This is a genomic window from Streptomyces regalis, from assembly GCF_001509475.1.
In the GTDB taxonomy this organism is placed as follows: domain Bacteria; phylum Actinomycetota; class Actinomycetes; order Streptomycetales; family Streptomycetaceae; genus Streptomyces; species Streptomyces regalis.
This window is the reverse complement of the sequence record NZ_LLZG01000299.1, coordinates 60,116-74,047: the sequence shown is the minus strand read 5'-3', so window position 1 is coordinate 74,047 and position 13,932 is coordinate 60,116. Positions and strand designations below refer to the sequence as shown.

Here is a 13,932-nt window from a genome sequence, read left to right as displayed (position 1 = left end):
GCGGTGGTCGCTGAAGCGCGGACCGTAAGCCGCCGAGCTGGGCGGTACGGACCTTCCGGGCGGAAACGCCAGGATTGCTGAGAGCCACTGAGGCTCTTGGTAACGGATGCCGCACCAAGCCGCCCCTGCGTCGGCCGGCCTCAGTCGCGCGGGTGCGCGAGGGCGTACGCCAACCCCAGCGCGCCCTGCGCCAGCAGCACCACGCCCGCGGCGATCCAGCCGGTGCTGCGGCGCCGCAGGCCCCAGACCGTGACGGGCAGACCGGCCGCGACCTGGGCCAGGGCGAGCCGGTGGGACTGCGGGCCGCCGCCCCAGGGCAGCCAGTGGCCGAGGCGGCTGCCTTCGACGGCGTCGAGTTCCGCGCGCAAGGCGTTGCGCCAGCCCCCCGCCCGCTCGATGCGGACGTGCGGGTGGCGGCGGACGGCCTCGTGGAGGCGGTCGGCGCTCTCGCCGGGGGCGAGGCCGTCGGGCAGGGACACGCCCGCGCGCGTGAGGACGGCGAGCAGGCCACGCATGCGTGCCCGTGCGTCGGCCGCGGGGTCGGGTTCCGTCAGTTCGTCGAGGGACTGCACGTCCAGCACCGGATCGAGGCCGAGCCGGCCGGCGAAGGTGTGCATGGCCTCGTCCTCGCCGGCCGGGGTGCCGTTGGCGAGCCAGACGTAGCCGACGGGGCGGCGGAAGCCGGAGGCGAGGGTGTATCCGGCGCGGTCGGCGTCCCACCAGAGGGCGAGGACGGGCCAGGGGGCGCCGACGGCGAGGGCGGTGGCCCAGCCGGTGAGGACACGGTCGACCGGCTCGGCGCCCTGCAGCCAGGGCGTGCCCTCGGGGACGAGCACGCTCCACTCCTCGCCGGCCGACGCGAGCAGCATGTGCTCGCGCAGCAGCTGCGCGGCAAGGGCGACGGACTCGGCCTCCGCGTGGCAGAGCAGCAGGGCTCCCGGGGCGGGACGGACCTGGCGAGCGGCGCTGGACTCTTCCGTCGGCATGACAACACGCTAGGACAGTTTGTCCATCTCGCGTGATTTGTGATCACGCGAACGAGTGCCTTGACTTTCGACGTCCGCGATATATCGTGTTTTACGGAAGACGCGATATGGCGTGTCGTGTTCAGGTCCGGCCCGTGCGGCCGCGTCCGGTCGCCCAGGAGGTCCGCAGCATGTCCGAGTGGTCCGTTGCAGAGCCCAGGAAGCTCACCTTCGACGAGCCGGTGAGCGAGCTCCATGTGCGCATCGTCAACGGGACGGTGAACGTGGTGGGCACGGACGAAGGTTCCGCCCGCCTGGAGGTCTCCGAGATCGAGGGCCCACCCCTGATCGTGTCCCAGCAGGGCGGCACGCTGACGGTGGCTTACGAGGACCTGCCCTGGAAGGGCTTCCTCAAGTGGCTCGACCGCAAGGGCTGGCGCCGCAGCGCGGTGGTCTCCCTGGCGGTGCCGGGCGACACGCGCGTCGAGGTGGGCGTGGTCGGCGCCGGGGCGGTGGTCTCCGGGATCCACGGCCCGTCGGTCGTCAAGGGCGTCACCGGCGACACCACGCTCGTCGCCCTGTCCGGCCCGGTCCGCGCCGACACGGTCTCCGGGAACCTGGAGGCCCAGGCCGTCACCGGCGACCTCCGCTTCAACTCCGTCTCGGGTGACCTCACGGTCGTCGAGGGCTCCGGCTCCTCGGTTAAGGCCGACTCGGTCAGCGGCTCCATGATCGTCGACCTCGACCCGGACGGCCCGACCGACGTCCGGCTGACCAGCGTCTCCGGCGAGATCGCCATCCGCCTGCCGGCCCCGGCGGACGCCGACGTCGAGGCCAACACCGCGAGCGGCACGATCTCCAACTCCTTCGAGGGCCTGAGGGTCCACGGCCAGTGGGGCGCCCACAAGATCACCGGCCGTCTCGGCGCCGGCACCGGCAAGCTCCGGGCGACGACGGTCTCCGGCTCGATCGCCCTGCTGCGCCGCCCGCCCAAGGAGGACGAGCCGTGGGAGGCGGAGGCATGGGAGGAGCCCGAGCCGGCCACGAACACCTCACCCACGGACGCGACGACCGACCCGGTGGGCAGCGCACAGGACGACTCGGGGGACAATTCCGTCTCCGGCCAGGGCGATGGCCCCACCGCCGCCCCGGCCGACGGCACGACCGACAAGAAGGTGCTCTGACATGCCTCCCGTCTTCGCCCACGGACGCCTCCGCCTCTACCTGCTGAAGCTGCTGGACGAGGCCCCGCGCCACGGCTACGAGGTGATCCGCCTCCTCGAGGAGCGCTTCCAGGGGCTGTACGCACCGTCGGCCGGCACCGTCTACCCCCGCCTGGCCAAGCTGGAGGCCGAGGGCCTGGTCACCCACACCACCGAGGGCGGCCGCAAGGTGTACGCCATCACGGACGCCGGCCGCGCCGAACTGGCCGGCCGCAGCGGCGAGTTGGCCGACCTGGAGCTGGAGATCAGGGAGTCGGTCGCCGAACTCGCCGCCGAGATCCAGGCCGATGTGCGCGGCGCGGCGGGCGACCTGCGGCGCGAGATGCGGGCGGCCGCGTCCGAGGCCCGCCAGGGCAGCGGCGCCAGGACGGAAGCACCCTTCGGCGACTTCACGGACTACACCGACAAGGAGGCGTGGCGCGCCGCCAAGGAGGAGATGCGCCGCGCCAAGCAGGAGTGGAAGGAACAGGCCCGACGGGCCAAGGACGAAAGCCGCCGTGCCCGCGACGAGGCGCAGCGCGCCCGGCGCCAGGCCAAGGAGGCACAGGACCGCGCCCGGGCCCAGGCCCAGGAGGAGGTCCAGCGCATCGCCCGCCGAGTCCAGGAACACGTACAGGACCACTTCGCACGCGGCGACTGGCCGACGGGCGTACGCGAGGGCCTGACGGAACTGGCCAAGGAGTTCGGCGACTTCGGCAAGGACTTCGGGAAGGAGTTCGGCCGGGACTTCGGCTTCGGCCGCCAGGACGCCGGGACCCCCAAGTCGGCACGGCAGCACCCCGATTACTCCGAGACGCCCGAGGACTTCCCCGCCGACTACGAACCCACCTGGGCCCACGAGCCCCCCACCGGCGACCCGGCCCGCGACCTCGACCGCCTGCTCGACCGCTTCCGCGACGACATCCGCGACGCAGCAAGGGACCACGGCGTAACACCGGACCAACTCCGCGACACCCGCCACCACTTGTCGACAACCGCAGCACACATCGCAGCACTACTACGCACACCGAAGCCCTGACGCCACGCCCCTGGGCGGCACGACCACCACTTCAGCCGCCCCGCCCAGGGGCCGACCCGCACCACGGCGGCGTACCCAACCCCACCGGCGACCCGGCCCGCGACCTGCACCGCCTGCTCGACCGCTTCCGCGACGACATCCGCGACGCAGCAAGGGACCGGCACGACCTTCGCTTCAGCCGGTCCCTGCCCAGGGGCCGACCGGCACCACGGCGGCACACTCACACCCACCGCGCCCCAGCCCGCGACACGACCCGCGACCCGCGGCGGCGCACTCACCCCGCCCCTCCTCCTCAACCGGCCTTGGCCTCTCCCTCGCCGTACAGCACCCGGTTCACGGACTCGTAGGTCACTCCGTGATCGGCGAGAACCTCGGCGGGCACGCCCGGGCAGCTGGTCAGCGCAAGCAGGATGTGCTCGTCACCGATGTGCCGGTCCCGACGGGCGACGGCGATACGCAGCGACCGCTCCAGCACGTCCTTGGCCTCCCGGCTGAACGAACGGCGCCCCGACCACCACCCCTTGTCCTTCCGGTCCCCGGACATCGCCCCGACACCGTGCACTTCCTCGACCCGGGCGACGATCTCCCCCACATCGATCCCCAACCCGGCCAGCGCATCGGCCTCGGCCTGCGACAGCCCGCCCCGCCGCCGGGCCTCCCCCAGCGCCTGCCGCACGGACTCCAGCCACTGCCCGCCCCCGAGCGCGGCGAGCGCGAACGAGGCCCGACTCCCCTCCCGGTCGAGCAGGGCGAGCAGGACGTGCCCGGCATCGACGGTCTGCACCCCGCCCCGCTCGGCTTGCTCGACCGCACCCGTCACCACGGCGCGGGCGTCCTTCGTGAACCGCTCGAACATCAACGCCTCCCGTACTTCTTGTGCACGGCCTGCCTGCTGACCCCGAGTTCCGCGGCGATCTCCTGCCACGACCACCCCTGATTGCGCGCACTGCGCACCTGAACCGCCTCCAACTGCTCCAGCAGCCTGCGCAGGGCAGCAACGGCCCGCAGCCCGACGCGGGGATCGCGATCACCCGCCCGCTCGGCAAGATCTGTTGCTTCGGTCATGTTGTCAATCTACGTTGACACGACAAGGGGCGTCAACCTTCATTGACAAACGAAAAGGCGGGCCCGAGGCAGAGCCCCGAACCCGCCGCACATACCGGCAGAGAGACCGTCAGTTGGTGAGCACGATCTTCCCGAACTGCTCCCCCGACTCCATGCGCTCGAACCCCTCCCGGGCCCGGTCCATGGGAAGCACCTCGTCGATGACCGGCCGCACACCCGTGGCGGCACAGAAGGAGAGCAGATCCTCCAGCTCGTCCTTGGTCCCCATGGTGGACCCGACGATCTTCAGCTCCAGGAAGAAGATCCGGGTGAGCTCGGCATGCGAGGGCCGGTCACCACTGGTGGCACCGGAAATGACCAGCGTGCCGCCCGGCTTCAGCGACTTCACGGAGTGCGACCAGGTGGCGGCACCGACCGTCTCGATCACGGCGTCCACCCGCTGCGGCAGCCGAGCCCCCGACTCCACGGCCTCCACGGCCCCCAGCTCCACGGCCCGCTTGCGCTTGGCCTCGTCCCGGCTGGTGGCGAAGACACGCAGCCCGGCGGCCTTCCCGAGCACGATGGCAGCGGTGGCGACGCCACCCCCGGCGCCCTGCACCAGCACGGAGTCGCCGGGCCGCACCCCCGCATTGGTGAACAGCATCCGATAGGCCGTCAGCCAGGCGGTCGGCAGACAGGCAGCCTCCTCGAAGGAGAGCTCCTTGGGCTTGGGCAGGACGTTCCAGGTCGGCACGGCGACCTGCTCCGCGAACGTGCCCTGATACCGCTCGGTGAGAATGGAACGAGGCTCCTTGGGCCCCACTCCGTGCCCACTCTGTCCGATCACGGAATGCAGGACGACTTCGTTGCCGTCCTCGTCGACGCCGGCGGCGTCACAGCCGAGGATCATCGGCAACCGGTCCTCCGGGAGGCCGACGCCCCGCAGTGACCAGAGGTCGTGATGGTTGAGGGAGGCGGCCTTGACGTTGACGGTGCTCCAGCCGGGACGGGCCTCGGGGGCCGGCCGCTCCCCCAACTCCAGTCCGGAAAGCGGCTGGTCGCGGTCGATTCGGGCGGCATAGACAGCGAACATGACCTTGACGATAGGTGCCCACGGCGACCGACGGAACCACAGCGCCCTGTGAGACACGCCCTCTTGCCAAGGCGCCCTGCCCTGAGGACTGGACGGCCCGGCGTCGCACGCCCCCGTCCAGCCGGACATTCCGCCGCCGCACCACACGGCACGCACTCCACGGCCCGCACCACCCGGCACACCCCACCGAAACCGCCCTGAACCACCCGAACGGCCCACCCGCAGGCAAAAAATCGGCCCCGTCCGAGCCGGACGGGGCCGATCAGCCGACACTCACGTCAGCGCCGGGCGACACCCTCCGCCCGCGCCGCAGCGGCAACCGCCGCCGTAACCGCCGGAGCGACCCGCTCGTCGAAGGGTGACGGGATGACGTAGTCCGCGGCGAGGTCGTCCCCCACCACCGCGGCCAGCGCCTCCGCCGCCGCGATCTTCATCCCTTCGGTGATCCGAGAGGCCCGCACCTGCAGCGCGCCCGCGAAGATGCCCGGGAACGCCAGCACGTTGTTGATCTGGTTCGGGAAGTCGGACCGCCCGGTCGCCACGACCGCCGCGTACTTGCGCGCGACGTCGGGGTGCACCTCGGGGTTCGGGTTGGCCATGGCGAAGACGAAGGCGCCCTCCGCCATCGAAGCCACCGCCGCCTCCGCGACCGTACCGCCGGAAACGCCGATGAAGACGTCCGCACCCTCCAGGGCCGCCTCCAGCGACCCGGTGATGCCGGCCTTGTTGGTGAACCCGGCGAGCTCGCGCTTGACCGGCGTCAGGTCGTCCCGGTCGGCCGAGACGACGCCCTTGCGGTCCGCGACGGCCACGTCACCGATACCGGCCCCGACCAGCATCTTCGCGATGGCGATCCCGGCCGCACCCGCGCCCGAGATGACGGCCCGCAGATCCCCGATGGACCGCCCGCTCAGCCGCGCAGCGTTCCGCAGGGCCGCCAGCGTCACGACCGCCGTGCCGTGCTGGTCGTCGTGGAAGACCGGGATGTCGACCCGCTCCTGGAGCTTGCGCTCGATCTCGAAGCACCGCGGTGCCGAGATGTCCTCCAGATTGACGCCACCGAAGGACGGGGCGAGGCGCACCACCGTCTCGACGATCTCGTCGACGTCCGTGCAGTCGAGCGCGATCGGGACCGCGTCCACGCCGCCGAACTGCTTGAACAGAATCGCCTTGCCTTCCATCACCGGAAGGGAGGCCTCCGGGCCGATGTCCCCGAGCCCGAGCACCGCCGTGCCGTCGGTGACCACGGCCACGACGGACGACTTCCACGTGTAGTCGTGGACGAGCTCCGGCTGCTCGGCGATCGCGGTGCACACGCGCGCAACGCCGGGTGTGTATGCGAGGGACAGGTCGTCCTTGTCACGGACCGGCACGGTGGCCTGCACAGCCATCTTGCCGCCGCGGTGCAGCGCGAACGCCGGATCAAAGGAATCGAGGGGCTCGCCGCCGCCATCCTGATCCGTATTGCTGTCGCTGCGAGGATTGACGATCTCCGCTGCCACTTTGTTTTACCCCTTAAATCTTCATTGGTTGAGGGTGGCCACTCCTGGTGAGGGGTGGGCGGGACCGCGCATGCCCCGATCTATTGATGCGTACGGGTCATACGCGATGGGCGCGCCGCACACGCGCCCTGAGCCCCGGATGAGGGGTGTAAAGAACCTTCTTACCGGACGGACGGTACCGACGACGAGTCCAATACGTGCAAGATCACACGACGGCAAGGGAAACGCCCGACCCCAACAACACGAATCGGACACGACGCGACTGCGAAACCGCTGTGATTCACGGCCGAAAAACGGATAATCAACGCCACACGCCGCGAAAAATAACCAACAACCACAAACCCGACATGCGACCGACCCGCACCCCGAGCGACACCGAAGATCCTTCGGCCGGAAGCGAGGATTCCCGTAGAAGGTCCGGTCGTGATGTACCGGCCTGAGACGGTTTCGGGGGTAACCCGTTATCCGATTTTGACATGGCGGGCGCCCTGAATGGCTCAGTCCGAATGGCAAGATGCCGTAATCACACGAGGTCGCGACACTCGAAGGCGTGTGCTCCCGTCGACCTACGAAAGCAAGGCTCCTGCCGACCCGATCGGCAGGTGCCCGCCCCATCGGCAACTCCACCCATCCGCCGGAGGAACCCACCATGACCGCACGCTCCACCCGTCGTACGACCGCCGCACGCTCCCGGCTGGCAGCGGTCGGCTCGCTCGCGGTCGCAGGCGCACTGATTCTCACCGGCTGCGGTGACCAGACGGACAAGGACAACGGCAGCGCGCAGACCAACTCCGCCCCGCTGTTCGACAAGCTGCCCAAGAAGATCCAGGACGCGGGTGTCATCAAGGCCGGCACCAACGCCGAGTACGCCCCGATGGAGTTCCAGGAGGGCGGCAAGATCGTCGGTGTCGACCCCGACATCGCCGAGGCGCTGGGCAAGAAGTTGGGCGTGGAGTTCCAGTTCACCTCCGGCAACTTCGACGGTCTGATCACCGCGCTGAACTCCGGCCGCTACGACGTGGCCATGTCCTCCATCACGGACAACAAGCAGCGCCAGGAGGGCCTGGACGACAAGGGCAAGAAGCTCGGTCCGGGTGTCGACTTCGTCGACTACTTCGTCGCCGGCACCGCCGTGTACGTCCAGAAGGGCAACCCGAAGAAGGTCAACTCGATCGAGGACCTGTGCGGCCAGACGGCCGCGGTGCAGCGCGGCACGACGTACGAGAAGGCGCTCCAGACCCAGTCCAAGGCCTGCACGGACGACGGCAAGAAGAAGATCACGATCGAGTCGTTCGAGAACGACACCGAGGCCCAGACCCGAGTGAAGTCGGGCGGCGCGGTCGCCGGCGTCAACGACTACCCGGTCGCCGTCGACCTGGCCCGCAAGGCCGACGGCGGCAACGCCTTCGAGGTCGTGGGTGAGCAGGTCGACGCCGGTCCGTTCGGCATCGCGGTGAGCAAGGACAACAAGGAACTCACCGCGGCCCTCGAAGCGGCCGTCAACGCCATCATCGAGGACGGCACGTACAAGAAGATCCTCGAGAAGTGGGGCGCCGAGACCGGAGCCATCGACAAGGCCGCGATCAACGGCGGCAAGTGACCGACCCGAGCAAGACTGAAGGGCAGTCACTGTGACTGACAAGTTCGACAAGGTGCCGGCCGACCCGGATCCGTCGGCCGACGCCGTCTCCAAGACGGGCGGGGACATCCCGCCCGAGGCGATGAAGGCCATTCCGGTACGGCACTACGGCCGCTGGATCAGCGCCGTCGTGGTGCTGGCCCTGCTGGCCCTGCTGATCAACGCGTTCGCCACCGCCAAGAAGATCCAGTGGAACGCCGTCGGCGAGTATGTCTTCGACTCCACGGTCCTGGCGGGCGCCGGCCGCACCCTGCTGATCAGCGTCCTCGCGATGATCATGGGCGTGGTCCTGGGCGTCATCCTGGCCGTGATGCGGATGTCCAAGAACCCGGTGACCAGCTCGGTCGCCTGGTTCTACATCTGGATCTTCCGCGGCACCCCGGTCTACGTCCAGCTGCTCATCTGGTTCAACCTGGCGCTGGTCTTCGAGACCCTGAATCTCGGTCCGATCTACAAGGACGAGATGGTGCAGGTCATGACCCCGTTCATGGCGGCCCTGCTGGGTCTGGGCCTGAACGAGGCGGCGTACATGGCCGAGATCTGCCGTGCCGGTCTGATGGCCGTCGACGAGGGCCAGACCGAGGCCGCGCACGCGCTCGGCATGAGCCACGGCAAGACGCTGCGCCGCATCGTGATCCCGCAGGCGATGCGGGTGATCGTGCCGCCGACCGGCAACGAGTTCATCAACATGCTCAAGACCTCGTCGCTGGTCTACGTCGTGACGTACAACGAACTGCTGCGGGCCACCTCGACGATCGGCTCCACGTCGTACGCCGTGATGGAGATGCTCTTCGTGGCGTGCATCTGGTACCTGGTCATGACCAGCGTGTTCAGCGTCTTCCAGTACTACCTGGAGCGCCGTTACGCCCGTGGCTCGCTGCGTCAGCTGCCGCCGACGCCGTGGCAGAAGGTCAAGGCGAACATGCTCGGAATGGGTCGCGAAAGGGGTGCTGGGGCATGACCGCCATGGTGAAGGCCGAGGGCGTCCACAAGTCCTTCGGCGCCGTCCAGGTCCTCAAGGGCATCGACCTTGAGGTGCAGACCGGCGAGGTGTTCTGCCTCATCGGCCCCTCCGGCTCCGGCAAGTCGACGTTCCTGCGGTGCATCAACCACCTGGAGAAGATCAACGCCGGCCGGCTGTACGTCGACGGTGAGCTGGTCGGCTACCGCCAGAAGGGCGACAAGCTGTACGAGCTCAAGGACAGCGAGGTCGCGTTGCAGCGGCGGGACATCGGCATGGTGTTCCAGCGGTTCAACCTGTTCCCGCACATGACGGCGCTGGAGAACGTCATGGAGGCGCCGGTCCAGGTCAAGGGCACGAACAAGGCCCAGGCCAAGGAACGGGCGAGGGAGCTCCTCGACCGTGTCGGCCTCGCCGACAAGGCCGGGAACTACCCCTCCCAGCTCTCCGGCGGCCAGCAGCAGCGCGTGGCCATCGCCCGGGCGCTGGCGATGGACCCGAAGCTGATGCTCTTCGACGAGCCGACCTCGGCACTCGACCCGGAGTTGGTCGGCGACGTCCTCGACGTCATGCGCGACCTCGCCGAGTCCGGCATGACGATGGTCGTCGTCACCCACGAGATGGGCTTCGCCCGTGAGGTCGGCGACAGCCTGGTCTTCATGGACGGCGGCGTGGTCGTCGAGTCCGGCGACCCGCGCGAGGTCCTGACGAACCCGCAGCACGAGCGGACGCAGGCGTTCCTGTCGAAGGTGCTCTGACGGTACGACGGTGAAGGGGCGGTACGAGATCCCTCGTACCGCCCCTTCACATGTACCGCCGCCCGCCCTACGGCAACAGCTCGGGCGCCATCACGACGTCACGCACCAAATTTTCTCGTACTGCCTCTGCCCCGTCGTACGGCCTCGTTCAGGCCCCCGGTTACTTCAGCGCGAGCAACAGCGTGTCCGACGGCGAGCACCACACCGCCCGCGCCTCCCCGAACCCCTTCTCGCGCAGCACGCGCGCGTGCCAGGCGGCGGAGGGCATGTCGCCGTCGGCATGCTCGCCGTAGATCTCGAAGCGGCGGGCGGTGGGCCCGGCCAGCACCGGGTCCTTGGCGGCCAGCTGCCACCACTCGGCCCAGTCGAGGACGCCGCGCGCCTTGGCCTGATCCATGCGGGCGTGGCGCAGGGCGCGCTCCGCCGCGTTGATCCGGGGCGTCGAGTCGTCGATCATGTGGTCCGCGTTCATGAAGACACCTCCGTCGCGGACGAGGCCCGCGACCTGACCGTAGAGGGCGGCGAGAGGTTCGCTGTGCAGCCAGTGCAGGGCCGTGGCGGTCAGGACGGCGTCGTACGAGTCGTACGGCAGCTGCGCCGGCCAGTCGGGCGTCTTGAGGTCGGCCGTCACGAAGGAGACCCGCTCATCGTCCGCGAAGGTGCCCTCGGCGATGGCGAGGAGGGCGGGGTCGAGGTCGACGCCGGTGCTGACGGCGTCCGGGAACCGCGCGAGCAGCCGGGCCGTGATACTTCCCGTGCCGCACGCGAGATCGAGCACGCGCGGAGCGGGACCGACGAGGGCCTCAACCATGTCGAGCATGATCCGGAACCGTTCCTCGCGGTCGGGCATGTACCACTCCTGCTGCCGGTCCCAGCTCTGCTGCCAGGCCGCCCAGTCGGCTCCGGTCGTGGTGGTGATGTCCGTGTCCGTCATCGAGCCCCTCCATCGCGCACGTCACGTAATACCCTGGAAGCACGATCAGCTGTTACCCCGACCGCACCACGACGATAGAACGCCTCCGTAAGGACTACAAGTGGAACTGGCCTATTACTCCGATTACGCCGTACGACTCGTCAACAGCGAGGACCCGGCCCGGGGCAAGGACTCGCTGACCTCGGTCGAGGCCGTCCGCGACCTGTTCGGCGTCAGCCAGGAGGCGGGCCGGCGCGCCACCGACGCCGACGTCACCCGCTTCCGCTCGGTCCGTGCACGGCTGAGGGCGGTCTTCGAGGCGGCGGACAAGGGCGACGAGGCGCTGGCGGTGAACCTGCTGAACTCCCTGCTGCTGGAGTTCCCGGTGAGCCCGCAGATCTCCGGCCACGACTTCCGGGACGACGACGGCCGCCCCCTGTGGCACATGCACCTGGCGGACCACCCGTCGAACGCCACCGCCGGCTATGCGGCGATCGCGGCGATGGGCCTGGCCTTCCACCTGACGGAGTACGGCGTGGACCGCCTGGGCCTGTGCGAGGCGACCCCGTGCCGCAACGCCTACCTGGACACGTCCACGAACCGCTCCCGGCGCTACTGCTCGGACCGCTGCGCGACCCGCGCCAATGTGGCCGCCTACCGCGCCCGCAAGCGCTTGGAGGCCGACCGGTCGGCGAAGACGGGCCGTACGGCCGACACCGCCCAGCGTGCCAGCGCGAACGGCGAGCGCTGATCCGGCTTGCGCGGCCGGTACCGGAAGCGGACCTTGCCCAGAATCAGCTCGTCCGGCACCACCCCGTAGTCGGTGCTGTCCCCACCGGCGTACGCGTTGTCCCCGAGCACCCACCAGCCGCCCTCACGGCGCTCCGCGGCACGCTTGACGACGAGCAGGTCCTGCTGGAACGGATGCCGCAGCACCACCACGTCCCCGGGCCTGATCCGGCCCCGGTGCCACACCACGAGCAGGTCGCCGTGATACAGCGTGGGCACCATCGACGGCCCCGTCACTTCGGCCCACCCGAAGGGCTGAGCGGCCCGCCCGCGCTCGGCGTCCTGCGACAACTCCGGCATCCCCGGCACCTCCCCGGTACTGTCCTCCACCAGTCTCAGTCTGACCCTGGACTTTTGTCCTAAGCCCATGGGGGCACTCGCGAAAACCCGTCTTGCAGGGAGTAATGTCCCACCTGAGAAGACGATCACGAGGAAGGAACGCTCCATGCTTTCCCGCCTGTTTGCCCCCAAGGTCAAGGTCAGCGCACACTGCGACCTGCCCTGCGGTGTGTACGACCCGGCCCAGGCCCGCATCGAGGCGGAGTCGGTGAAGGCCGTCCAGGAAAAGATGGCCGCCAACGACGACCCGCACTTCCAGGCGCGTGCCACCGTCATCAAGGAGCAGCGCGCCGAGCTCGCGAAGCACCACGTCTCGGTGCTCTGGAGCGACTACTTCAAGCCCCCGCACTTCGAGAAGTACCCGGAGCTGCACCAGCTGGTCAACGACGCCCTGAAGGCCCTCTCGGCCGCCAAGGCCTCCACCGACCCGGCGACCGGCCAGAAGGCGCTGGACTACATCGCCCAGATCGACAAGATCTTCTGGGAGACCAAGAAGGCCTGATCCTCGATCACCTGGTCCACCAGTCCGCACCCGGTCCGCAGGCCGCCGAGCATGGCGTCCATGACGGATCGGGTGCGGTCTTTTCTGCCCGCCCACAGGACGAGGTGGATCTGCGGTGGATCTGCGCTCTCGGCGACGCCAAGACGCAGACTTGAGTCTCCAGTTGGGGGAGACGCAAAGGTGGGGGTCATGCGCGACGGCACCCTGTATTCGATCGGTGAGCTGGCCCGCCGTACCGGGCTGACGGTGAAGACGATCCGCTTCTACTCGGATCGCGGCATCGTCGCGCCGGCCGACCGCACCGCCGCCGGCTACCGCCGCTACGGCCCTGATGCCGTGACGCGTCTGGCCCTCGTACGGACACTGCGCGAACTGGGGCTCGGCCTCGACGTGATCCGGCGTGTCGTGGACCAGGAACTCACGCTCAGTCAGGTCGCCGCGGAACACGCTGCCGCACTGGACGTGCAGATCGGCATCCTGCGTCTTCGACGGGCGGTGCTGGCGGCTGCCGCCCGACGCGAGCCCACCTTTGAGGAGATGGAACTCATGCACCAGCTGGCCACGCTGTCCCGGACCGAGAAGCAGCGGTTGATCGACGACTTCCTCGGTGCCGTCTTCGATGGCCCTCATGCCGGCGCCGCCCATGCCGCAGCCCAGCGTTCCATGACTCCCGAGCTCCCTGAGAGCCCCACAGAGGAACAGGTCGCAGCATGGGTGGAGCTGGCTGAGCTCTCCTTCGACGTCGACTTCCGCGCCAGTGTGCGGCGCATGGCCCGGATCAGCTTGGACAACCTGCCCGGCGGCGGCACCATGCCACCGCGCCCGGACGTCGCCGCGATCACCCGCGACGTCGTACGACCCGCCGTCGCATCCGACATCAGCCCTGATGCACCGCAGGCGGACCCGATCGTCGCGGCCCTCATCGCACGATGTGCGGCCGTCCACCCTCACCCGGACTCCGCCGAACTGCAGCACTGGCTGCTGGAGCGCCTGGACGCGGCGACCGATCCACGCCGGGACCGGTACCTCCACCTGCTCGCACTGATCAACGGCTGGCCCGCCCCGGAACCTCTGGCACCCGCGATCGCCTGGGCCGTCGCGGCACTGCGCACCCGCTCGGCATGACGGAGCAACAGCCACCCCGGCCCCGCAGGCCACACAGATGCGGACCCGGAAACGGGCGCGG

Annotated in this window: 15 protein-coding genes; 8 read left to right on the top strand and 7 right to left on the bottom strand. The window is 69.4% G+C overall.

The window, feature by feature from the left end; genetic code table 11:
- Window positions 1-140: 140 nt before the first annotated feature.
- Complete coding sequence (locus tag ADL12_RS26960; RefSeq protein ID WP_062706147.1) at window positions 141-986, bottom strand: hypothetical protein; 846 nt, start codon at window positions 984-986, stop codon at window positions 141-143.
- 170 nt (window positions 987-1,156) lie between these two features.
- On the opposite strand from ADL12_RS26960, the gene ADL12_RS26955 reads away from it, so the two are divergent.
- Both ADL12_RS26955 and ADL12_RS26950 read left to right on the top strand, forming a co-directional pair.
- Entirely contained in the window at window positions 1,157-2,149 is a 993-nt protein-coding gene (locus ADL12_RS26955; protein WP_062706144.1) for a DUF4097 family beta strand repeat-containing protein, read from the top strand.
- A 1-nt stretch (window position 2,150) separates the two neighbouring features.
- Entirely contained in the window at window positions 2,151-3,206 is a 1,056-nt protein-coding gene (locus ADL12_RS26950; protein ID WP_062706141.1) for a PadR family transcriptional regulator, read from the top strand.
- A 292-nt stretch (window positions 3,207-3,498) separates the two neighbouring features.
- On the opposite strand, the gene ADL12_RS26945 is transcribed toward ADL12_RS26950, so the two are convergent.
- From ADL12_RS26945 to ADL12_RS26930, 4 genes are all read right to left on the bottom strand, one after another.
- The gene (locus ADL12_RS26945; RefSeq protein WP_062706137.1) at window positions 3,499-4,062 is read right to left on the bottom strand and encodes a Clp protease N-terminal domain-containing protein; all 564 of its coding nucleotides are present in this window, start codon (window positions 4,060-4,062) and stop codon (window positions 3,499-3,501) included.
- Window positions 4,062-4,271 carry a helix-turn-helix domain-containing protein gene (locus tag ADL12_RS26940; protein WP_003997975.1) on the bottom strand — a complete coding sequence of 70 codons (210 nt, stop codon included), beginning with the start codon at window positions 4,269-4,271 and terminating at the stop codon, window positions 4,062-4,064. Before ADL12_RS26940 ends, ADL12_RS26945 begins: the two co-directional genes overlap by 1 nt.
- Window positions 4,272-4,380: 109 nt before the next feature.
- Window positions 4,381-5,343 (bottom strand): zinc-binding dehydrogenase, encoded by a 963-nt coding sequence (locus ADL12_RS26935; RefSeq protein WP_062706134.1) that lies wholly within the window; start codon window positions 5,341-5,343, stop codon window positions 4,381-4,383.
- A 278-nt stretch (window positions 5,344-5,621) separates the two neighbouring features.
- Window positions 5,622-6,845, bottom strand: coding sequence for an NAD(P)-dependent malic enzyme (locus tag ADL12_RS26930; protein ID WP_062706131.1), 1,224 nt, complete (start codon window positions 6,843-6,845; stop codon window positions 5,622-5,624).
- Window positions 6,846-7,494: 649 nt separating this feature from the next.
- On the opposite strand from ADL12_RS26930, the gene ADL12_RS26925 reads away from it, so the two are divergent.
- From ADL12_RS26925 to ADL12_RS26915, 3 genes are read left to right on the top strand one after another with little or no spacing between them, the layout of a single operon-like run.
- Window positions 7,495-8,445, top strand: a complete 951-nt coding sequence (locus ADL12_RS26925; RefSeq protein WP_062706128.1) for an ABC transporter substrate-binding protein — start codon at window positions 7,495-7,497, stop codon at window positions 8,443-8,445.
- A gap of 31 nt (window positions 8,446-8,476) precedes the next feature.
- Window positions 8,477-9,445 (top strand): amino acid ABC transporter permease, encoded by a 969-nt coding sequence (locus ADL12_RS26920; protein ID WP_062706126.1) that lies wholly within the window; start codon window positions 8,477-8,479, stop codon window positions 9,443-9,445.
- On the top strand, window positions 9,442-10,203 hold the full coding sequence (locus ADL12_RS26915) for an amino acid ABC transporter ATP-binding protein (protein WP_062706124.1): 762 nt from the start codon (window positions 9,442-9,444) through the stop codon (window positions 10,201-10,203). Before ADL12_RS26920 ends, ADL12_RS26915 begins: the two co-directional genes overlap by 4 nt.
- A 160-nt stretch (window positions 10,204-10,363) precedes the next feature.
- Here ADL12_RS26915 and ADL12_RS26910 read toward each other — a convergent pair whose 3' ends face one another.
- Window positions 10,364-11,137, bottom strand: a complete 774-nt coding sequence (locus ADL12_RS26910; protein WP_208614626.1) for a class I SAM-dependent methyltransferase — start codon at window positions 11,135-11,137, stop codon at window positions 10,364-10,366.
- Between the two features lie 100 nt (window positions 11,138-11,237).
- On the opposite strand from ADL12_RS26910, the gene ADL12_RS26905 reads away from it, so the two are divergent.
- Window positions 11,238-11,867, top strand: coding sequence for a CGNR zinc finger domain-containing protein (locus ADL12_RS26905; protein ID WP_062706121.1), 630 nt, complete (start codon window positions 11,238-11,240; stop codon window positions 11,865-11,867).
- On the opposite strand, the gene sodX is transcribed toward ADL12_RS26905, so the two are convergent.
- Window positions 11,771-12,205, bottom strand: a complete 435-nt coding sequence (sodX, locus tag ADL12_RS26900; protein WP_062706164.1) for a nickel-type superoxide dismutase maturation protease — start codon at window positions 12,203-12,205, stop codon at window positions 11,771-11,773. The genes ADL12_RS26905 and sodX overlap by 97 nt on opposite strands.
- Window positions 12,206-12,350: 145 nt before the next feature.
- On the opposite strand from sodX, the gene sodN reads away from it, so the two are divergent.
- Together sodN and ADL12_RS26890 are read left to right on the top strand one after the other, a co-directional pair.
- On the top strand, window positions 12,351-12,746 hold the full coding sequence (sodN, locus tag ADL12_RS26895; protein ID WP_020123534.1) for a superoxide dismutase, Ni: 396 nt from the start codon (window positions 12,351-12,353) through the stop codon (window positions 12,744-12,746).
- A gap of 189 nt (window positions 12,747-12,935) precedes the next feature.
- Entirely contained in the window at window positions 12,936-13,871 is a 936-nt protein-coding gene (locus tag ADL12_RS26890) for a MerR family transcriptional regulator (RefSeq protein WP_062706162.1), read from the top strand.
- The last annotated feature ends 61 nt before the right edge of the window (window positions 13,872-13,932 follow it).

Bases quoted from the DNA above. Each gene is read 5' to 3' on its own strand.
- ADL12_RS26960 (WP_062706147.1), bottom strand. From the start codon at position 986: ATGCCGACGGAAGAGTCCAGCGCCGCTCGCCAGGTCCGTCCCGCCCCG.
- ADL12_RS26955 (WP_062706144.1), top strand. From the start codon at position 1,157: ATGTCCGAGTGGTCCGTTGCAGAGCCCAGGAAGCTCACCTTCGACGAG.
- ADL12_RS26950 (WP_062706141.1), top strand. From the start codon at position 2,151: ATGCCTCCCGTCTTCGCCCACGGACGCCTCCGCCTCTACCTGCTGAAG.
- ADL12_RS26945 (WP_062706137.1), bottom strand. From the start codon at position 4,062: ATGTTCGAGCGGTTCACGAAGGACGCCCGCGCCGTGGTGACGGGTGCG.
- ADL12_RS26940 (WP_003997975.1), bottom strand. From the start codon at position 4,271: ATGACCGAAGCAACAGATCTTGCCGAGCGGGCGGGTGATCGCGATCCC.
- ADL12_RS26935 (WP_062706134.1), bottom strand. From the start codon at position 5,343: ATGTTCGCTGTCTATGCCGCCCGAATCGACCGCGACCAGCCGCTTTCC.
- ADL12_RS26925 (WP_062706128.1), top strand. From the start codon at position 7,495: ATGACCGCACGCTCCACCCGTCGTACGACCGCCGCACGCTCCCGGCTG.
- ADL12_RS26915 (WP_062706124.1), top strand. From the start codon at position 9,442: ATGACCGCCATGGTGAAGGCCGAGGGCGTCCACAAGTCCTTCGGCGCC.
- ADL12_RS26910 (WP_208614626.1), bottom strand. From the start codon at position 11,137: ATGACGGACACGGACATCACCACCACGACCGGAGCCGACTGGGCGGCC.
- sodX (WP_062706164.1), bottom strand. From the start codon at position 12,205: ATGCCGGAGTTGTCGCAGGACGCCGAGCGCGGGCGGGCCGCTCAGCCC.
- sodN (WP_020123534.1), top strand. From the start codon at position 12,351: ATGCTTTCCCGCCTGTTTGCCCCCAAGGTCAAGGTCAGCGCACACTGC.
- ADL12_RS26890 (WP_062706162.1), top strand. From the start codon at position 12,936: ATGCGCGACGGCACCCTGTATTCGATCGGTGAGCTGGCCCGCCGTACC.